The 17,772-nt window shown below is 55.3% G+C and carries 26 protein-coding genes; all 26 read right to left on the bottom strand.

Features of this window, described 5'->3' with window-relative positions; genetic code table 11:
- Positions 1-9 precede the first annotated feature (9 nt).
- Entirely contained in the window at positions 10-1,329 is a 1,320-nt protein-coding gene (locus B5D52_RS05160) for a phage tail sheath family protein (RefSeq protein ID WP_016146540.1), read from the bottom strand.
- Between the two features lie 6 nt (positions 1,330-1,335).
- Entirely contained in the window at positions 1,336-1,509 is a 174-nt protein-coding gene (locus tag B5D52_RS16215; protein WP_016146539.1) for a hypothetical protein, read from the bottom strand.
- Positions 1,493-1,939, bottom strand: coding sequence for a phage tail terminator family protein (locus B5D52_RS05155; protein WP_016146538.1), 447 nt, complete (start codon positions 1,937-1,939; stop codon positions 1,493-1,495). Before B5D52_RS05155 ends, B5D52_RS16215 begins: the two co-directional genes overlap by 17 nt.
- Positions 1,936-2,550, bottom strand: a complete 615-nt coding sequence (locus tag B5D52_RS05150; protein ID WP_016146537.1) for an HK97 gp10 family phage protein — start codon at positions 2,548-2,550, stop codon at positions 1,936-1,938. The genes B5D52_RS05155 and B5D52_RS05150 overlap by 4 nt, the downstream gene beginning before the upstream one ends.
- A complete protein-coding gene (locus B5D52_RS05145; protein ID WP_016146536.1) occupies positions 2,550-2,906 on the bottom strand; it encodes a hypothetical protein in 357 nt (118 codons plus the stop codon). Before B5D52_RS05145 ends, B5D52_RS05150 begins: the two co-directional genes overlap by 1 nt.
- 1 nt (position 2,907) lies before the next feature.
- Positions 2,908-3,303, bottom strand: coding sequence for a hypothetical protein (locus tag B5D52_RS05140; protein WP_016146535.1), 396 nt, complete (start codon positions 3,301-3,303; stop codon positions 2,908-2,910).
- Entirely contained in the window at positions 3,300-4,271 is a 972-nt protein-coding gene (locus tag B5D52_RS05135) for an SU10 major capsid protein (RefSeq protein ID WP_016146534.1), read from the bottom strand. The genes B5D52_RS05140 and B5D52_RS05135 overlap by 4 nt, the downstream gene beginning before the upstream one ends.
- 22 nt (positions 4,272-4,293) lie before the next feature.
- Positions 4,294-4,932, bottom strand: coding sequence for a phage scaffolding protein (locus tag B5D52_RS05130; RefSeq protein ID WP_016146533.1), 639 nt, complete (start codon positions 4,930-4,932; stop codon positions 4,294-4,296).
- 93 nt (positions 4,933-5,025) lie between these two features.
- Positions 5,026-5,220, bottom strand: coding sequence for a hypothetical protein (locus B5D52_RS05125; protein ID WP_016146532.1), 195 nt, complete (start codon positions 5,218-5,220; stop codon positions 5,026-5,028).
- Positions 5,217-6,536 carry a minor capsid protein gene (locus B5D52_RS05120; protein ID WP_016146531.1) on the bottom strand — a complete coding sequence of 440 codons (1,320 nt, stop codon included), beginning with the start codon at positions 6,534-6,536 and terminating at the stop codon, positions 5,217-5,219. Before B5D52_RS05120 ends, B5D52_RS05125 begins: the two co-directional genes overlap by 4 nt.
- Positions 6,526-7,968 (bottom strand): phage portal protein, encoded by a 1,443-nt coding sequence (locus B5D52_RS05115; protein WP_016146530.1) that lies wholly within the window; start codon positions 7,966-7,968, stop codon positions 6,526-6,528. The genes B5D52_RS05120 and B5D52_RS05115 overlap by 11 nt, the downstream gene beginning before the upstream one ends.
- A gap of 11 nt (positions 7,969-7,979) precedes the next feature.
- Positions 7,980-9,311 (bottom strand): PBSX family phage terminase large subunit, encoded by a 1,332-nt coding sequence (locus B5D52_RS05110; protein WP_016146529.1) that lies wholly within the window; start codon positions 9,309-9,311, stop codon positions 7,980-7,982.
- On the bottom strand, positions 9,292-9,723 hold the full coding sequence (locus B5D52_RS05105) for a terminase small subunit (RefSeq protein WP_016146528.1): 432 nt from the start codon (positions 9,721-9,723) through the stop codon (positions 9,292-9,294). Before B5D52_RS05105 ends, B5D52_RS05110 begins: the two co-directional genes overlap by 20 nt.
- A 246-nt stretch (positions 9,724-9,969) precedes the next feature.
- Entirely contained in the window at positions 9,970-10,377 is a 408-nt protein-coding gene (locus B5D52_RS05100; RefSeq protein WP_016146527.1) for an RNA polymerase sigma factor sigma-70 region 4 domain-containing protein, read from the bottom strand.
- A gap of 45 nt (positions 10,378-10,422) precedes the next feature.
- Positions 10,423-10,722: a hypothetical protein gene (locus B5D52_RS05095; protein WP_016146526.1), complete on the bottom strand. Its 300-nt coding sequence runs from the start codon at positions 10,720-10,722 to the stop codon at positions 10,423-10,425.
- Positions 10,719-11,141 carry a hypothetical protein gene (locus B5D52_RS05090; protein ID WP_143149475.1) on the bottom strand — a complete coding sequence of 141 codons (423 nt, stop codon included), beginning with the start codon at positions 11,139-11,141 and terminating at the stop codon, positions 10,719-10,721. The genes B5D52_RS05095 and B5D52_RS05090 overlap by 4 nt, the downstream gene beginning before the upstream one ends.
- Before the next feature lie 161 nt (positions 11,142-11,302).
- Positions 11,303-11,518 carry a hypothetical protein gene (locus B5D52_RS05085; protein WP_016146524.1) on the bottom strand — a complete coding sequence of 72 codons (216 nt, stop codon included), beginning with the start codon at positions 11,516-11,518 and terminating at the stop codon, positions 11,303-11,305.
- A gap of 10 nt (positions 11,519-11,528) precedes the next feature.
- On the bottom strand, positions 11,529-12,344 hold the full coding sequence (locus B5D52_RS05080; RefSeq protein WP_016146523.1) for an N-6 DNA methylase: 816 nt from the start codon (positions 12,342-12,344) through the stop codon (positions 11,529-11,531).
- A complete protein-coding gene (locus B5D52_RS05075; RefSeq protein ID WP_016146522.1) occupies positions 12,341-13,099 on the bottom strand; it encodes a hypothetical protein in 759 nt (252 codons plus the stop codon). Before B5D52_RS05075 ends, B5D52_RS05080 begins: the two co-directional genes overlap by 4 nt.
- Positions 13,100-13,147: 48 nt before the next feature.
- Positions 13,148-13,399: a hypothetical protein gene (locus B5D52_RS05070; RefSeq protein ID WP_016146521.1), complete on the bottom strand. Its 252-nt coding sequence runs from the start codon at positions 13,397-13,399 to the stop codon at positions 13,148-13,150.
- A 6-nt stretch (positions 13,400-13,405) separates the two neighbouring features.
- A complete protein-coding gene (locus B5D52_RS05065) occupies positions 13,406-14,110 on the bottom strand; it encodes an MBL fold metallo-hydrolase (protein WP_016146520.1) in 705 nt (234 codons plus the stop codon).
- Positions 14,098-14,700 carry a phage replication initiation protein, NGO0469 family gene (locus B5D52_RS05060; RefSeq protein WP_016146519.1) on the bottom strand — a complete coding sequence of 201 codons (603 nt, stop codon included), beginning with the start codon at positions 14,698-14,700 and terminating at the stop codon, positions 14,098-14,100. Before B5D52_RS05060 ends, B5D52_RS05065 begins: the two co-directional genes overlap by 13 nt.
- The gene (locus B5D52_RS05055) at positions 14,697-16,607 is read right to left on the bottom strand and encodes an AAA family ATPase (protein WP_016146518.1); all 1,911 of its coding nucleotides are present in this window, start codon (positions 16,605-16,607) and stop codon (positions 14,697-14,699) included. The genes B5D52_RS05060 and B5D52_RS05055 overlap by 4 nt, the downstream gene beginning before the upstream one ends.
- Positions 16,604-16,792, bottom strand: coding sequence for a hypothetical protein (locus B5D52_RS05050; protein ID WP_016146517.1), 189 nt, complete (start codon positions 16,790-16,792; stop codon positions 16,604-16,606). Before B5D52_RS05050 ends, B5D52_RS05055 begins: the two co-directional genes overlap by 4 nt.
- 37 nt (positions 16,793-16,829) lie before the next feature.
- Complete coding sequence (locus B5D52_RS05045) at positions 16,830-17,297, bottom strand: hypothetical protein (protein ID WP_016146516.1); 468 nt, start codon at positions 17,295-17,297, stop codon at positions 16,830-16,832.
- Positions 17,297-17,596 (bottom strand): hypothetical protein, encoded by a 300-nt coding sequence (locus tag B5D52_RS05040; protein WP_016146515.1) that lies wholly within the window; start codon positions 17,594-17,596, stop codon positions 17,297-17,299. Before B5D52_RS05040 ends, B5D52_RS05045 begins: the two co-directional genes overlap by 1 nt.
- Between the last annotated feature and the right edge of the window lie 176 nt (positions 17,597-17,772).

The raw sequence follows: 17,772 nt of genomic DNA, 5'->3' as shown, positions 1-17,772 counted from the left end.
CTCCCTCCTTTACGCCACAACGACCGTCATATACAGCTGCTCCATTGCAGCAACCGGCTGCACGCGATCCTGTACCTGCACAGCCTTCTTGGTCTCACCCGGCAGGACGGTGACCGCGTCCGAGGTGAAATTCTCGATGGCACGCAGATCCTGAAGCTGTTCATGGTGTTTGACAATGTCATTCCACAGGCTAACACGACCCGCAGCATCATTCTGCACCTTACCCAGATATTTGGTGTTGAACAGCAGCGCAATATCGTTTGCGATCTGATCCAGCACACGCACAACCTGATTGGATGCAAAGTCTGCCGATTTTTCATCGGTCACACTGACAAACGTATTGATGTCGGTCAGCACACGTACTTCGTCTCCCACCCGGTGCAGCATGAACTTGCCCGCACGGATGCCTTCCTCAAGCTGTGTCTGGGTGTAATCCACATACGGGGTGAGTTCGCCGGTGTAGGCTGCGTTGGTCAGGCTCTGATTGACCGCACAGCCTGCATGCGCACCGGTCGCCCAGTAGACCAGCGCCGGATCGTCCTGTGCGTCCACAAGTCCGTTCTCAATCGAGACCACACCTTCAAAATCCGGCTTGATGTAGCGATGCAGGACGGTCTGAAACTTAATGCCCATCTCGTCACGCAGCCGCTTGGTAAACGCTGCAAATAGCGCCTTGATGGTTTCGTTCGTACTCGCACAGCCCAAGGTGTTGAAAGAATAAGATTCGATCTTGTCCAAAAAGACCTGATATGCCGCATCCTGCACCGTGCCATCGGTACCGCTCGTAAGCGGTGTCGAAGCCGTTGCCGTCAGAGGAGCATTCTTCCAGGTCACATAGTCGTTTGCTTTCAGTTCGGCTGCGGTCTTGACCTTCATCTGCGTATCTACGCGCACGGCATCCAGATAGGTCGAAACATCATAGACTTCGTTCTCCCCTTCCTCGAACGCCTCATTCTGTTCGATCACCACGCGCAGCGCATTGCCGCGGGCACCGGGATACCGAGCTTCGGCATAGGTGCAAGATGCCTTGGTACCGCCCGAATTCAAGCGGAACAGATAGGCCGTTTTGCAATGCTGGAACAGCTCGCGCAGGGGAAGCATAGCTGCATCGGTATAGGTATGACCGAAGATCTTCACGCTGTCGGTCTGAAACTCTCCATTCGTGACTGCAAATACCGTCTGTTCCGGTCCCCAGTCCAGCGCCAGCGGCAGGGCTGCAATGCCGCGATCGGACAGCGTCGCCGATGCACGGGATGCCGAGACAAAGTTCATATAAGCGCCCGGAAGTACCTTATTCTGCACAAGATATGTGCCGCCGCCAAGTGCCATCAAATATCACTCCTTTTTCATAAAATTCGCAATCGCCGCATCGGCCTGACGCAGCGTATAGGTCTTGTTATCCTCTAAAAGAGCCAAAAGCAGGTCACGCCGGTTGGCATATCGCGCAAAGGTCAGCAGCTTTTCCTTGGTAAACACCGCTTCCCCTGTGCGCCTAACTTTCTGTGCCACTCGCTTCCCCTCCCTTCTCCGGTATCACATCGGTTTTGAGGTCTTCCATGTAGGGCAGCACAATGTTCTGCCGCAGGAACAGCGTATAAACCACAAAGAAATGCAGCACCTGATCCTGTATCTCAAAGTGCACATCCATGCCGCGCAGCCGATCACCGTCCGGCAGATCGATCCATGCAAGCGTCTCGAACAGCCGGTCTGCCACATCTGTCAGCGTCCGGTTGTCGCCAGCTTCTTCCGGAAAGTACAGGACATCGAGCGGCACATCGTATCGCTGCCGCGTACCCAGGTAGGGTTTGCGGGATGGTGACAGCAGAGAAATGAGAAAGCACGGCGGAGTCAGTCCCTGGGCAACGTCATTTTGATAGACCGGGCAGCCAAATTCCTGCGCCAGTGCGCCCGCTACCCCTGCGATGATGTCATTGGTCAAGATCGAAACACCTCCCGTAAAGCTTGCTCCAGCATCTGCTGCAGCAGTCCCGGTGCCAGCGCCTTGATTTCCTGCTCGGACATGGTAAGCATGAACCGACCTTCAACCCAGGCAACCTTCAGCTGTTTTCCCAGTGCCGGAACATAGCGTCCGGGCTGTTGCCGGTGTCCGAACTCCACATAGGACGCATAAGACACCGGGTTTACAATCTCGATGGTGTACGTCCCGCCATTTTGGGCGATGGGCAGGCTTGCTGCATAGGCAACCGGATCTTGTCCGCCGCCCGACTGGGCTTCCTGCTCGGTTTTGGCCGTCCAGCCGCGCCGCAGCGTGCCGCCCATGTAGCCCGCCCAGTAATTCTCGTAGATCTCACCCGCACGGGTGAGCATCTTATACTTTTTTCCGCTCCGACCGGTGACCTTAGCCGTCCGTGCACCTAAGTTCGGCACAACACCGACCGGCGTACGCTTAATAACCCGTGTGAGCAGCCGTGCAGCCAGTGCCGCCGATGCCTTGCGGCAAAATGCGTCCAGCTCGGCGGTCTGAAATCGCTGTAATTCTTGCTGCAAGCGCTGCAGCTGTCGATAATCGCACTGTCCCCATCTGGCCATCACGCCCACCTCTCAGCCGGTTCGAGCATGATTTCCTGATGATAGACATAGACACCGGGCAGTCCGGCGCGGACAAAGGTCAGCGTCTTGCCCTGACGCGTCACAGTGATCTGGCTGCCCTCCGGCACCTCGTAGGCATTGGACAAAAACAGCTTGACTGACTGGGTCAGAGCTGCCGCGCTGCCTGAATCAGCAGCCGAAAGTGTCTGAAACGACAGGCGGCACGGCACATCAGTAAACAGAACCCGCGGTACAAAATCTGTAATGTGCGTCTGCGGATTGGTCTTTGCCTCGCGCACGGTCACCGTGCAGCGGTCGGTCCACAGCTTGGATAACGCTTTCTCCCTTGCTGTCATCTCACCACACCAGCTTTCGGAATCTCGCAAACTGATCCGCCCCAGCTGTGCGCAGCCAATCGATCAGGTGATTGAGTCGCTGCTCCGGGGTCTGATCGCCTTCGCCCAGAGCGAACACTGTATTGGTATCGCCCTCCTGAATCTGCTTGACTGCCGCATCGACCACCAGCCCGATTTGCTCCAGCTGACCTGCGCCCTGCTTCATCAGCAGATATTCCCCGGCAGCTCGATAGACCAGTACCGTAGACAGGCCGTCCGGGATCTCGAGCTGGTTGATCGCGTTCTGGATGGCATTCTGCGCATTGGTCAGGGCAATGTCGAGCAGCCGGTCCTCTTCGGCTCCGGTCACACCCATTGCGGTCAGAAGCGCCGTGACCTGCTCGCGCGGCGCGTTCATTCGCGTCCCTCGTAATCCAGACCGGTCAGCGTACCATGCAGGAACGACGGGCCATGTGCCAGACCGATCTCGCCGTAAATCTGCTTGCGGTTGGCTGCGCCGGTCTTAGCAAGCTCCTCCAAGAACAGCACGCCCTTGCCCGGCACCGCCTGAAAGACCGGTGCACAGGCTGCCAGATCGACAATCAGGATGGTATCCACCGGCATAAACGGATCATACGCCACGCCCATCTGGAAGAAGTCGTTTTCAATCTGGGTGATGCTCATACCGCCCACATTGCGCTGTGCCGGGCTATTGTAGCCAAGCTGCTTTTCATACAGGCTGGTCAGGCGCTGCTTCTGCTCGGCGTTCGCCAGCAGCACCATATTGCCAAAGATCGCGCCTGCATTGGCCATCTTGCGATAAAGCTGACCGAGCAGGTCGAGAGACAGCGGCGCATTTGCAGCGGCGATGGTCGTACCCGTGCTGCACAGCTCGATCATACCGCGGGTCTTATTGGCCTGACCCGCAGAGCTGGCCTTCTGATACTTACCGTTGAGGAAGGTAAATTCCACATCACGGGCAATCTTTTCGAGCTTGCGGGCGATCTGGAAGTCCTCCTCATTGGGCTGCTCAGGCTGTGCACCTGCCGTATTCAGGCCGGACAGCTTGCCGCGGTTGGCCAGACGTGCATAGGTGATCTCGATGGCTTCATGGAAAATCTGGGTCACGTTGGTCTGCTGGCTCTTGACCAGCTCACCGCCAGTCGGCGCAGTGGTCGAGGCGGTCTCGGAGATCTCAGGCTGTGCTGCCTCGGGGAACTCATACAGGACACCGGTCGGAAATTCGTCGTTCTCGGTCTGCATACCTCCGGTCAGGCCGCCGATCATGGAGAGGAACGGGGTTTTGGTCGGGCTGGCCGTGTACAGCTGACCCGCATAGTTGGGCAGATTGAATGTGGTGCCCATTCCGGTTACGTTACTTGCCATTTGTGTTGTTCATCCTTTCTTATTACATCAGATTGACACCGTCACGCGCCGCTGCATTCAGAATTGCCACGGCCTGTGCGTTGTTTCCACTCTTTCTTGCATCCGCAAGACGGGTGGCATAGTCCATGGTGCGCGGATCGGCACCAGCCGTCGAGCCTGCCGGAACAGCCCCCGAAATACGGGGTGCAGTCTGAGCTTCAAACAGGAACGCAGTATCCGCACCCGTGCGCAGTCGGCTTACCTGGTCGGCCAGACCTTTCACCGTGCCGTCCTCCTCGACCTTCGCATCCTTGAGGAACGAGGCAAGCAGGGCTTTGGCTGCGGTCGTATTTTTCGCCCGCGCTGCAAGCAGTTCATGTTCCACCGCTGCATCCAGCCGCATTTTTGCGATTTCCGCCTGATGCTGTTCGTCCTTTTGGGTGTTCTGAGCCTGCAGCTGGCTGATCTGCTGCCGCAGCGCGTCCGCATCACCCTTGGTCTGTCGAAGGGTCTCCAGCTGACTGTCGCGCTCGGACAGGGTCGCCTGTGCAGTGGCAAGCTGTCCTGCCATGAGGTCATAATCGGCCTTGCCGACAAAGCGCTCGGTCAGCGCCGCCGTGACCTTGCCGTCCATCTCATCGGTATAGCTATCGCCGATGATCTCTTTGATCCAATCGTTCATTGTTACTCGCATCCTTTCCGGTCATTTTTCATTTTTTGGCAACAAAAAAGCACCGTATCATACAATACGATGCTTCGGATTCAGTTTTTCGTGTTACAGAATATCGATCTGGTCGAGGATAGCCTCACACAACCGGCCTTCCTCATTCGGTTCTGCATTGTGATCCAGACAGTGCAAGGTCAAATGGTCACCAATGCGTTCCTCGATCAACACTCTGTCCTCTTCGGATAAATCTTCACCATGCGGCAAGCCCAATTTTTTGAGCAGCGACTTTATTTCCGGTGTCATGATTGTCCTCCCTTCCCGTATTTTTTGCGTGTCGCGCTTCCCGTGCGCCAAACCGTGACGATCGTGCCGGTCTCCGGGTTGACATTGATCGTCGCGTCCTTTCCGATAAATCGCTGGCTGAGCCGATTGTGGTCGTCCCACTGAACCGCGCGAATATGCAGCGGTGATTGCAGAGCATCCTGTACCCAGACACTCTCAACCCCGCGCTGCATGGCACGTTCCAGCGCATGACCGGATTTTGCACGGATGATCAACCCGTTTTCTGCCTCTATTGTATCAGGCAAATCGGATAAAGGCAACGATACAAAGGTCTCTCGCCACGTTTCATAGGTCATATCTGCCGGCACATAGTAGGTCTGGCCATCCTGATTCCTGGCAGCACGCTCGCCGCCAGTATTATCGGCAAAGTATGGCGCGGTGCATCCACGGCACCAAGGATGGAACGGCGGCACGGTCACGCCAGGATCATAAGCTGTCAGCGGCAGAATCATGCCGTCCAGTCCCTGACATACCGCACAGGTATGCATGTCCAAGGTCTCTACGATCTCGACCTGATCGACACCTAATTCCCGGTATGCGGTCAGCTGTCCCTGTGCGGATAGATAAGCACTCTCGGTCATAACCAGCCGTCCGGCAGCGCGTTTGGATGTCTGCATCCGTCGGGCCATGGCATCGGTCACCCGTTTAAGGGGATCGCCTCGAATGAGTGCCTGCGACAGCTCGGTTTGCAGGGTATTGACCAAGGCTGTCCGATTCTTCCACACTCTCTCGCTGAATGTCAGGTTATCGGTTGTCCAGGGCTTTGCCAGCGCCATAGCCAGTTGCCGCTCGGAGAGTGCTGCGGTCTGCCAGCCCAAGTGAAAGGCTCGCTGCATTTCAAAAATCGTGTGGTAATACTGCCCCGCATACACACGGCGCAGCAATCCGTCCAAATCGTCCAGCTGATTCGCAAATAACAGCTCGATCTGCTGCTGGATTTGCAGCTGAATGGCCTCCAACCGGCTGATATGAACACGGGCTGACGCATTCTCCAGCTGTTTAAGCCACTTTGGGTCCAAACTACGTCCGGCCTCGATGTATTCCTCGACCGTCCACTGCAATTCCCGCAGCTCGGAAGCGTTCAGCAGCCGCCGCGCTTCGGCCATGCTCACACTGTTATTGTCCGCAAAGCGCTGATACCAGTCGGCCAAATCGCGCCGAATACGAACAAGCGCCAGTTCATAGGCTTGTTCGGCGGTCTTGCGATAGGTCTGGGCTTCCTGCTCCATGGCTTGAAAGAGGACAAGCGCTCGCGCTCTCCAGTATTCACGATCCATCCTCTACTCCCCAAGCATCCCCGCTCACCTGCTGCCGCTCCCGGCGGATGCGCTCCATCTCGGCACGTACGTCGGTCACGAACGGGTGATTGGCCAGAATGGTCTCGTCAGACAACAGACCAACCGAATTCTGACAATTCTGGATGGTCTCGCTCGTGCTCACCGGTACATCCCGATTGAACACAATCTTGCACGCGTCCTGTTCAAAGTCTCCGGCACCATGTGTTTTGGCATCCTGCCGGATGAACCACAGCACCTCGTCCAGTGCGGCCTGAAACTCTACTTCCATCCCGTTTGCATCCAGATCAATATCCGCATACATCGACTGAATATTCATCTGATTGGGATTGCCCGACATCCGGTCATCCTTGGCATCCAGTCCGCGGGCATTCTCCACCAGTGCCTTGTGGAACAGTTCCACGATAGCCTGGTAGTTCTGTGCGCTGACCTCAACCGCCAGACTTTCCACGCCGCCCTCGCCGCGCACCTTGACCGCGCCATAGGCAGCCAGATTGCGGCGAAACTCTCCAAGGTTTTCCCCGTCATACTCGCGCAGAATCAAAATGGTGTTGCGGCTGTCCTCTTCCATTCGGTTCTGGAAGTCAGACAGCAACAGGTTGAGGCCATCCTGCAAAGAGCGTACCCGCCGAATGAGCGGAATCTCCTGCTTGTTTGCCTTGAACGGGACGAGCGGGAAGCGTTCCCAGGCATACGGCACATCCGGCTGCGTCTGGTCTCCCTGCATGACGATATAGGGCGAATACGTCCCCAGCGCCACATCAGGCACCAGCGTCGAGCCGTCCAGTACATAGCGATAGATTCCATCCGCTCGATAGAGTTCGACCTTGTGTATGTACTTTTTGGTCAGTCCGTCCCATACTTCCTGCAAATAGAGCCGACACGCGGCATCCAGCTTGGTATGGTCATCATCCGACCAAAACGGCAGAATCTCATAGGCTGGGAAATGCCGAAAGCACAGGGTACCTGCATCGTCATAACAGACGAACATCCAGGCAATTCCACCGCACAGTGCCTCCTCTGCAATGTACTTGAGTGTGCGGGCAAAGGTGCTGTTCAGATATTGTCCCAACATCTGCGCATAGTCGGGGTTGTCTGCGGTAATGGAAAAGGGATTGCCCAGCAAATAGTCCACCTTCTGATCGACCATCTTGGCGTACTGGTTGTCAATGACATGATGATTGGGCAGGTTATCAATCACCATCGGTTTGCCGTCCGCACCCAGTGCTGTGCGCTTGCGCCGCAGAATGTCATGATCGCCATGATAATATCGCCAGCCGTCGATCTGCTCCCGACGCTGCGGCGAGTGCATCCAAGCCACAATCTCTCTGGCAAAAAACTCGGTCTCATGCAGACCGTTCCGCGCTCCCTGCGCAATGATTTGACTGACCCGCTCGGTCTCTGTCACAAACACGGTCCACCTCCTTAGTCAAAACTGAAATTTTCCCCGGTCAGCATTCCTTCCAACGCGTACCGCATCGCGTCCATCAGGTGATTGAAGTCGTCGATGGGGGTGTTGATCCGGTTGCCAAATTTATCCGTCGCCCACGTATAGTTTGAAATCTCGGTCAGAAAATGCACGCAGCGCGGATGAATGATGATCTGGTATCCCTGAATATACTGAATACCATTGTTTACGCTGTCCCGCCCCTTGCGGGCAGCCTGAATATGCCGCAGCCCCTGCTCTCGCAGCTCGTCGATGGACTTTGGCTCGGCGGCATCGGCCTTGATCCGCTCCTTGGCGTATCCCATCGCTGTCACCCGCTCGCAGATCACTCGGTTGGTCAACGCCTTCTCATACAGTTCGTCAAACACCCAGATCGTTCGCTTTGATTTGCTGACCAGTCCACAGAATAAAGCCGAGGGATCGTTGGTATAGCCAAAGTCCAGGCCAAATGCCGACTTGACGCCCGCCTTCTGGCTGATCTGTGCGACATCAAAGACTTCCTCGCGCCAGTTTTCATACACCAGGCCGTCCACGATACCCCAGCCGCCCAGCCCTGCAACCTGATAGCGCCGCGGGTTACTGCGCTTCATGACCTCGAACACCTTGCGGTCGGCCTCATCCAGCCATTCGTTGCACAAATAATTGGTCGTGGTCGCGTAGATCTGACCGTCCGGCGAAGTCCAGCTGTCATGGAACTGATATACGGGGTTTCCTTGGGCATCCTGCCCGGTGACTTCACCAAAGAATCGCTTTCTGATCCAGTGCTTTTCATTCCACGGGTTAAACGTCAATGTAATCTGCTTGAACAGGCCGGTCTCTTCCGGGATCGCACCGCGGATGGACTCATCCAGCATATCAAAGTCGGCCTCGTTCATGATCTCATAGGCTTCCTCCACCCAACACCAGCACAGGTATCCCCATTCCACCGTGATTGAGGTGACCTTCATCGGATCGTCCAGTCCACGGAAATAGATCTTCTGGCCGGTCGGCCGATATGTCATTTCGAGCGGGCTTTCTTTGACCTCCCAATACGCCTGTGCGCCCAGGCGATTGATAGCCCACTTGAGTTCGGTAAAACAGGAATCTTTGAGCGTACGAAATACCTTGCGTACAACCAGGGTATTGGCCTGCGGGTACTGCATCATGCGCTTGATGATGTTCAAGGCCGTGGTCTTGGATTTCTTGGATGCGCGGCTGCCCTTACACACCCGGTATCGCCCTTTGAAATTCCAAAACGTCTTATAGCCCCGACCAACCACTTCGGGCAGCCGGATCACCTGCTCCCGCTGGTCAATCTTCAAGCTGGTCATCCCCTACGATCACCACAGGCACGGCTCCGCTCACATCCATCTTGTCTGTAAACAGGCCATATCGTTTGCCCAGCAGTTCTGCTGCCTTGAGCCGTTCCCGCATATCGGGTGGTTTTTCAATGACCTCCTGACAACCGTCACCACACAATGCCAGAACCGATGCAATCGTCTTTCCTCGCATCACATCGGTCAGATACCCCAATATTTCCTCGGCCTTGGCAATCCGCTGCTCGGATAGTTCGGCCATCCGTTCATCCAAATAGCGGCGCACGTTAGCATTTGTTAGCAGTCGGCTTGCGTTGGCGCGTGCGGTCTCGTCCTTCATGACCGACGGATAAGCCGCTTTGTACGCACGAGTCGCATTACAGTCAATGAGGTATTCCTCACAGAATTTTTGCTGTTTATCGGTCATGAAGTCACCGCCTTTCTGGGAAATTTGAGCATGACAAAGCGCCCCATCTCTGAGGCGCTTCATCTGCTGGGAATCGGGGTAAAATGCCAAATGCGACCGTTCTGCCTCGCGCGGCAGTTTGGCCGATATCCCGCTGAGACGTTTCCCAGCGGGTAATCAAGGAGTTCAGAAAAGAGGGTTTCACATGCCGTCCGTTGTCCTGCTTTCCATGTATACACAATACCACAGATGCTATATCAAAAACTATCAAAGGATTTCTCCAACTTGCGCGAGTGCTTTCGGATGCAGGAACTGCACAACGTTTTGATAGGAGTATCCCATCTCAACCGCGGTTTGCTCCCAAGTCAATCCCTCGACATAATACCCCAGCAGCAGCTCCCGGTAACGGCTGTCTGGCACGCGGGCAATCGTGCAAGTGACCTCGTTTTGTAGATCGTACAGGTCAGAAATTTTCTCGTCCAGCGTCGCTGCATACTGGGCATACCGTGCGAATACGTCTCCGCCTTTCCCACCGATCACGGACAGCTTGTCCGGCGGCGCGGTAGAAGAACACGCCAGATCACGCGCCTGCGCCTTGAGCGCCTGATAGCGCTGCACTTCCCGTTTGACACGGCGCACTCGCAGTAAGTATTCTTTCGCTTGCTTGCTCGTCAATCTCATACCTCCATTTCAGGTAGCGTATCACTTCGGGACTATATATCACACGTCCTCCATCAAGTCCATTTTCGCGCCGCAATGACAGTACGGTGCCTCCCGTGGATCTCTGTATCCAATCAATCTCCGGCCACACTCAGAGCAATGATACCAGATATAACTATGATATTCCGTTTGTGATACCCGATCTTTGTGGCGCTCTGGAATCCACCTGCCATGCACCACCGGTTCGGCATCAACCGTCGATGCGCCCGCCAAACAAACATCTGCAAAAAACTTCTGCATAGGTGTCCCGTCGCCGCCTTTTATTGATTCGCTCAAAGCATCAGCATCAATCAGTCTCATATCGCTCTCCTTTCTACGGTTTCGCATTTGTTATCATCAATCGATTCGCCGCAGTTCGGGCACTGTACCATTTTCCTGTAATCATAGTAATCAGATTCCGGCCATCCTCCTGACAATGTTTCGCCGCATCTTGGGCAATACACATCTGTGTCATTTGGCTTGCATATCATCGGCCGCATCGGAGTGCTCAGCACCACGCACCGTCCCTCGCGATCAGCCTGCACCAGCTCCCGCAGGCGATCGAGACCATAGTCGTTACCCAGAATGTCCTTGATAATCACGGACTTTTCGAGAGCATCCGCTGCATCATCCAGTAAGGTTCCGTCATCTCCTTCAACGTCGTTCCAGTCCGGGTCTCTAAGACAGTTTATAATCTCCTGATAATCAAGCGGTCTTTCTCCGGAGTATTTCACCATCATTCCTCCCTCGTCAAATAATCATACCGTTTGCAACTCATGCACTCACAAATCGGCACAGCATCCTTGATTGACCGCATACTACAGTCTTGCTTCTCGTGGTCGTACAGGTTGCATTTCCGGCAGTCCTCCGGCCATCCACGCTCTCGGTTATTCATTATTGCTCACCCCTTTTCAAATTCCGGACACTCATGCACAAAATAACTCTCAGCCATCCGATCTTTCTTGGCTCCAGTCAGTACGTCCTTCCTGCGAGCATCCCATCCCGGCACAGGCTCAAACGATTCCGACCAGCTGCACCCATGCTCACCGTGAGGAACTGCATTTTTACAGTCCCAGCACAACGAACCATCCTTGTATTTCCGTCTGCGTTTTGCCATACCATCCTCCTCAGAATAAAGTCAGCTGCGTCCCGACGTCGGTCATGGCCTCTGGCTCTGGATCCGATGTCTCGCACTGCTGCACAGACTCGATCCTCTCCCACAGCATTCGATACCCCCACACCGGCGACAAGTACAGGGTGGGTGTGTACCAGATGTCCTGCTCTGGTGCCGGTGTCGGCCGCAGCAGGCTTCCGGTGATCGGGTATCGCAGACTGTCCGCAATCACAACATACCCGGCGCATCCAAGCAGAGACAGCTGCAGATAGCACATGAGCGCCGCCGTCCTGTCGATGTCCTGCGCAACAAACAGGGCCCCCGATGACCAATCCTGTCCCGCGCGCATCATGACATTGCGGGCAGCGATCAGCAGCGCACCGGCACCGCAGGCGCAGTCGTTGATGCTCACCCATCCGCGTTTCTGGATTTGCTCCTCGACATCTCCCATCTGGATCTCAGCGATGGCTCGGCAGAGGTTGTACGGTGTGAAAAACTGCCCGTGCCAATGGCTGCCTAGTTCCAGACGCATAAACATATCACCCAGAAAATCTTGATCCGGGTTTTGTTCCAGCGCCTCAGTCAGTGCGCCGAAGAGCTTCGGGAAGATTTCCTGCTCCTTTGGCTCGTATCCGGCCATGATCTGCCGGTAGCGATCTTCCCGTTTATTTCGGTCTAGGCTGGCCTTATCACAGGAGTTCGACACCGCGATCGCGCACGCCTCCACGAAATCCCCCCACGCCTGCCATGCATGTCTGCGCATACAGAGGCCCTCAAACAGGTCGACAAACTCCTTTTGGTCGGCGGTTCGGAAGATCTGCTTCTTCACGTCGCGTATCCTCCCATCTGCTCCCGCCTGCGCTGGACCTCAGCAATCCAATCCTGTTCCCACGGTTCCAGCGGGCGGGCGGCGGCTGGTAGCTCCTGAGGCTTACTCTCATACTGTTTGAGCGCGGCCAGTATGTAGGCTTCCGGGTTATGTGGATGGCGCTGAGCAGCTTGCCGGATGACCTCTATCACATCCTGCTCACTCTTGCCTGCTACCATATGAGCCTTGATGCTCGGTAAGAACGCCCGGTCTGGTTCCCTCGAAAATCGTCCTATAAATTCTTCTCTGATCGAATCGAATTCGTTCGGGTCGAATGGTTCCGGCTCCTTACCTCTCGCCTTACCTATACTATACTGATCTAACCTATCTTTACCTATACTATCCTTACCTAGGTTAACCATTGGTTTACCGTCGGTTAACCGTTGGTTGTCATCCGGTATACCATCAAAATCAGGCAACAGATAACGATAAAAACTCGCTATATAACGGTCTTTCCTGATTAAATTGTTAGTTTTCCAATCGATAATCAAGGAAACAAGATCATCATTAAGTATCCGAACAAATCCCTTCTCCACCAGCGCGTTAAGGTCAGATTCATCTGCGTGCGTCATTTGCAGCACGGTGAATGCCTCGACCACCCCGTCGTCATCTGCCTGCATGCCAAGATCGTAGTACAGCAGCCGGGCTGTCGCCGGAAGTCGAAGGAATCGGGCAGAGCCCACGATCTTTTTGGAAAACATTCTGCGTTCGGCCAATTTCTCACCTCCTAAAAGGCCGGGGCGACCGAAGCCGCCCCAATCGTGTCACGCCTTAGAGGCAAGTTTTGCAACCGCAAGCTGTTCTGCAATGTCCTGCACCTCGTCTTCACAATTGAGCACAATGCAGAGAATGTCCAGTGTGTTATACATCTGCGCAATCCTCTGGACGTGATCTGCTCGACTGCTCTTGCCAGAGGACGCGTAATGCATGGCGGCAAGCTCCGCAAACAGCTGTGCGCCGGGCTCGCTAGTATTCTGTGCGATCTCACACAGGTTGTCGTAATGCTTTTCGTTCATGGTCTTTTACTCCTTGCAAATCTGAATGTCAACGCCCGGAAACTCCCGGACGAAACGTGTCTGCCATGCCGCAGCACGGCTATTCCCAGCAGACAGGTGCAGTAAGTAGATGGTCAGGACGTGAGACAAGTCCTGCTTTTTTAGCCACCGGATCACGTCCTCGACCTCAAAATGGCTGTGCCGGATGCGATTCTTCAGGCTCTCCGGGATGCGCTGGGATGCAGCCAGAAGGCTTTCTTCGTAATTGCACTCGACGGCAATATAGGTCAGGTGCGGGACGATATACGACAGGCTGCGAGTATCTGCTGCGAACATCAGGCGCTCGCCGGTGCGTGTGTCATCAATCAGATAACCGACCGGATCGGCTGCATCATGCGCCACACGGAAAGCCATCACTCGAAACGCCCCGACCATGATCGGAACATTGGGTTCGATAATCTCAGCATCCCACAGTTCCAGCGCCCGTGCGGTGCCCTCAGACATGAATACCGGAATACCGCGCTTTACAAGCTGTTCCGCTGCATGACTATGATCCTTGTGCTCGTGGGTCACAAAGCAAGCGGCGGTGTCCATGAGGGTAAACCCAGACTTTTCGGCCAGCTTCTTATACGGCAGGCCGCATTCCAAGAGCAAGACGGTTTCGCCGTCACTCACCAGATAGGCGTTGCCCTTGGAGCTGCTGGCCAGACTGCGAAAGGTCAAATCGGGCACGCCCCTTCCTGTGCGGCGGATTCAGCGGGCATATCCAACGGCTTGTCCGGCGGGTCCTGCTGATACTGGTCGCTCTTTTCAATGGCCTCACGCATCCATGCCGGCAGCGCGTCCCATTTCTCACCGGTAAATCCATCTTCGTCAATGTCATAAGTAATGGGAGCGGTATCGGACTGCGGCGCAGGCATCCCCTTGGGCAATGCCATCACATCCTCGATGTTGTTGTGTGCGCCATCCTCGGAGACCGTCACGCGGATCTGGCAACCCCGACCGATCAGGGAAAACAGGTCGAGTTCTCCAAGCTCCTGCTCACTCATGTTGGCATTCATCCAAGCATTCAGCATCTTATTCAAGTTGCCCTTCTTGCTCACGGAAAAGGTGCAGCGTTTGGACAGCTGGCGGGGCTTCTGCTCGCCGTCGACCTCAACCGTTTCCGTGGGAATATCGAACGAGAAAACCACCTTGCGACTGGATTTCTTGAACTTTTCACTGTACTGATCGCCAAGATCGGCAACCACGACGCACACCGCCATATACACGCCAGCTTCGAGCGGCGGGATAGCAGGCTTTACCTTGTCCTTTAACTTCATACGACTCTCAGCTCCTTATCCTGTTCAGACACGACCAGGCGAATCACCTGCGTGTTGATTTCCTGTAATCTGGTGACCGATTCAGCGTTATCCACGACCAGCGGTACACGCAAGCCATAGTGCTCGGACAGTGTGCCGATGATGTCCAGGCCGACATTGATCTGCATAGCGTTGTTGAGATCGGCATAGGGTACGCCGTCCACCATCACGTCGCAGCAGTCAGCCACACCGCCGTTGACCTGCTCGACAAACAGTCGGAATCGGGCGAGCTTAAACCGGCTATTCACGGAATCGGTGATAAATTGGCAACGGTAGCGGGTGAAGTCCTCACACATTGCAAGTTTGCGGTCGATTTCCTCAAGAGCTGCCGCCTGTGTGCGCTGCTCGGCCTTGAGTTCATCCACACGAGCGCGGGTCTCGTCCAGCTGCGCCTTGGCTGCCAACACCTGAGACACGCGCGTCAGTTCTATATTCAGCTGGGACAGCTGGCTGTTCAGCCGGTCACGCTCGGCCTGCTGATCGGACTGGATACGACCGATCTTTTCGCGGGCCTCTTCGATGTACTGCATTACCTTTGCGCGGCGTTCCGCGTAACCGGGTAAATCCTCAATGACCGGTGCTTCCGGCGGAATATAGGCATCCAGCTGTGCCTTGATCTGCTCATATTCGTCGCGCACCTGCGCGGCCTTTTCTTTCAGCTCCGCGTACTGCGCCTTCTGCGCGGCTTGATTCTGCTTAACCAGATCGCTGTCCTTTACCAGTCGCGCTTCCCGCCCAGCCTTGTCCTGTTCAAACTTAGCCTTGGCCTGTGCCGCCTCGACAGCCGGGAGTTTCTGACCACAAGTCGGGCAAACATCGCCGGTAAAGGTCTCTGCCTGAATGCTGCGCCATACCGCCCGGTATTCCTCCAGTTGTTCTTCGGCCTTGAGGACGTTCTCCTCGCAGTCATCCATCATCTTGTTCAGGTTGTTAAACGTCCAAGAGAGTTCTCCCAACTTACGTTGAATAGCCGGCCGTTCATCCTGTACAGGCACATTCTGACTTGCCCGGTGCGCGGCATTCTCTGCGTCCAGTGCTTTCAACTCCGCCTCATAATGCTTGACATCAGCCTCCGCAGCGGTCAGCAGCGTGCCGCCATCCAACCGGGACAGGTCAGCCAAGATAGCGCCCTTACGCAGTTCCAGGTCGGCCTTGTCTACCTGCGCCTTGTCATAGTCCAACACATCCAGCTCGCGGGCGCGGCGCTCGCACTCGTCAATGCGGATGGGCAGACTGTCCAGCGTCTTGTTTGCGCCCTTACGCTCGGCCATCAGAACGGACTTGTACTCATCCACCGTCCGGCGACCCAGTGCCGCGGCCAGCTCGGCAAACTGCGGCGCACTGGTAAGGATCGCTTTGTCATCCGGCAACCCACACACCTCAGCCAGCTGCTTGCGACGTTCCTTCCAAGGCAAATCCCGCGCAAAAGCGTGCACATTGGTCAGCATCTTGAAAACGCCTTCGTCGATGATAGCGGAGATCATGCGCTTGTACTCGCCTTCCTTGCGCGGCACATCGTCGATGGTGTACTCGGTCGTATCGCCGTCGTACTGAGCGATCGCGCAGCCGCGGGGCTTCGACCACTTCTCACGCAGCGTCTTGCGCAGCTTCATAGGTTCGCCGTTGATCTCAAGGATGGCGGTGACCGTCGGCGTAACACCGGGAATGCCGGTCGGCTTGATGGAAAACTTGGCGCTCCCGCTCGAGTCCTTGCCGAACAGTAGCCAAGTCAATGCATCGTATACTGTAGTCTTGCCCGTGGCGTTGTCGCCATAGATCGAGGTTAGACCGCCGTCAAAATCAATGTGCAGCGAGCGAATGCCCTTGAAATGGTCCAGATCAAGGGACTTCAAAATGATGGTGTTCATTCGGTTGCCTCCTCTCGCGCCAGATCCGCCACGAAATCAGCAAACAGCTTGAGGTCGGAAATGGCCAACGCGATCTCATTGTTCGGTTCTACGCAGTACCGAATCTCTGCCTGACTCTCTTCCTGATCGACAATCGCGCGAAATGTGCCGTCGGAATATTCCGAGATTAAAATCTTACGTTCCATTGACAATCCCCCTCCTTCGGGGTATCATACAGGTGAATCACTTACTATCTGTGCTCTGTTGGGATGGCACTCCCGCAGGGCACTTTTTCTTTGTGTCCAGATCGTCCGCGGTCAGGATCGCCGCGATCATCAACTCATATTCTTCAGTCGCCGGATGGTTCTCGATCTGTTTACGCTTGCTGGCTATCCGGCGCTCAAGCATGCTCAGCGCATCACGCCAACAGGTTTCAATGGGAATCCCTTTGTCTCGCGCAAGCTCAACCATCAAGTCGAACGAGCGGAAGATCAAACAGTCCAGCACCGGATCGTGCGCGGGCTTGTCTACTGTATCAAGCTTCTTACCCTTCACCCAATCTGAAACCAACGTACCAGTCAGCTCAGCAAACTTTGCTGGTGCAATGTCTGGATACAGCTCACGCAGCTTATTACGCTGCGAAGACTTACACTTAGCATCCCGGTAGGACGATTGAATAAAAGCGATGTCTTCCGCAGATAAATTCATCATCACAGCACCCCGAAGATCTTCAACGACAGGCCGATCAGGCAGATGATGACCGCAGCCGATCCGACCAGCAGGCCCATACGGCGGCGGCTAACCATCCGCTTGCGCTGCTCACGCGATACGATTGACAGCTCCCGGCCGATGCTCTGGCTGCTCGCGCGGTCCATTCTAGTCTGATGCTCCAGCGCGTTGCAGCTTGCTCTCAGCTCATGGACATCGGCCTCCAGCCGCGCCAGGCGCAGGCCCAGGTTGACGTTACTCCGGTCAATGCGCCGAAGAGCTTTTGCACTTTTTTGACTCATAATATCCTCCTCTAAATGCTCAGTTCCCACGCCAGTGTGGCAACTGAAATATAATTTTCTCGAAATGGGAATCGCCGCTTAACTACCTCGCGGTCAATTCCCAGAAACCGCTTGACCTCTCCTATGTTTAACATCTCCTTGTCCGGATAGGTCGCTTTGATCCGTTCCAAATTGGC

This window comes from Butyricicoccus pullicaecorum DSM 23266 (assembly GCF_900167005.1).
GTDB lineage: Bacteria > Bacillota > Clostridia > Oscillospirales > Butyricicoccaceae > Butyricicoccus > Butyricicoccus pullicaecorum.
The sequence above is the reverse complement of the archived record's forward strand: the minus strand, read 5'-3'. Positions and strand labels throughout refer to the sequence as shown.

Coding starts and splice junctions, on each gene's coding strand:
- B5D52_RS05160 (WP_016146540.1), bottom strand. CDS start 1,329: ATGGCACTTGGCGGCGGCACATATCTTGTGCAGAATAAGGTACTTCCG.
- B5D52_RS05150 (WP_016146537.1), bottom strand. CDS start 2,550: ATGGCCAGATGGGGACAGTGCGATTATCGACAGCTGCAGCGCTTGCAG.
- B5D52_RS05145 (WP_016146536.1), bottom strand. CDS start 2,906: ATGACAGCAAGGGAGAAAGCGTTATCCAAGCTGTGGACCGACCGCTGC.
- B5D52_RS05140 (WP_016146535.1), bottom strand. CDS start 3,303: ATGAACGCGCCGCGCGAGCAGGTCACGGCGCTTCTGACCGCAATGGGT.
- B5D52_RS05135 (WP_016146534.1), bottom strand. CDS start 4,271: ATGGCAAGTAACGTAACCGGAATGGGCACCACATTCAATCTGCCCAAC.
- B5D52_RS05130 (WP_016146533.1), bottom strand. CDS start 4,932: ATGAACGATTGGATCAAAGAGATCATCGGCGATAGCTATACCGATGAG.
- B5D52_RS05125 (WP_016146532.1), bottom strand. CDS start 5,220: ATGACACCGGAAATAAAGTCGCTGCTCAAAAAATTGGGCTTGCCGCAT.
- B5D52_RS05120 (WP_016146531.1), bottom strand. CDS start 6,536: ATGGATCGTGAATACTGGAGAGCGCGAGCGCTTGTCCTCTTTCAAGCC.
- B5D52_RS05110 (WP_016146529.1), bottom strand. CDS start 9,311: ATGACCAGCTTGAAGATTGACCAGCGGGAGCAGGTGATCCGGCTGCCC.
- B5D52_RS05105 (WP_016146528.1), bottom strand. CDS start 9,723: ATGACCGATAAACAGCAAAAATTCTGTGAGGAATACCTCATTGACTGT.
- B5D52_RS05095 (WP_016146526.1), bottom strand. CDS start 10,722: ATGAGACTGATTGATGCTGATGCTTTGAGCGAATCAATAAAAGGCGGC.
- B5D52_RS05090 (WP_143149475.1), bottom strand. CDS start 11,141: ATGATGGTGAAATACTCCGGAGAAAGACCGCTTGATTATCAGGAGATT.
- B5D52_RS05085 (WP_016146524.1), bottom strand. CDS start 11,518: ATGGCAAAACGCAGACGGAAATACAAGGATGGTTCGTTGTGCTGGGAC.
- B5D52_RS05070 (WP_016146521.1), bottom strand. CDS start 13,399: ATGAACGAAAAGCATTACGACAACCTGTGTGAGATCGCACAGAATACT.
- B5D52_RS05060 (WP_016146519.1), bottom strand. CDS start 14,700: ATGAAGTTAAAGGACAAGGTAAAGCCTGCTATCCCGCCGCTCGAAGCT.
- B5D52_RS05055 (WP_016146518.1), bottom strand. CDS start 16,607: ATGAACACCATCATTTTGAAGTCCCTTGATCTGGACCATTTCAAGGGC.
- B5D52_RS05050 (WP_016146517.1), bottom strand. CDS start 16,792: ATGGAACGTAAGATTTTAATCTCGGAATATTCCGACGGCACATTTCGC.
- B5D52_RS05045 (WP_016146516.1), bottom strand. CDS start 17,297: ATGATGAATTTATCTGCGGAAGACATCGCTTTTATTCAATCGTCCTAC.
- B5D52_RS05040 (WP_016146515.1), bottom strand. CDS start 17,596: ATGAGTCAAAAAAGTGCAAAAGCTCTTCGGCGCATTGACCGGAGTAAC.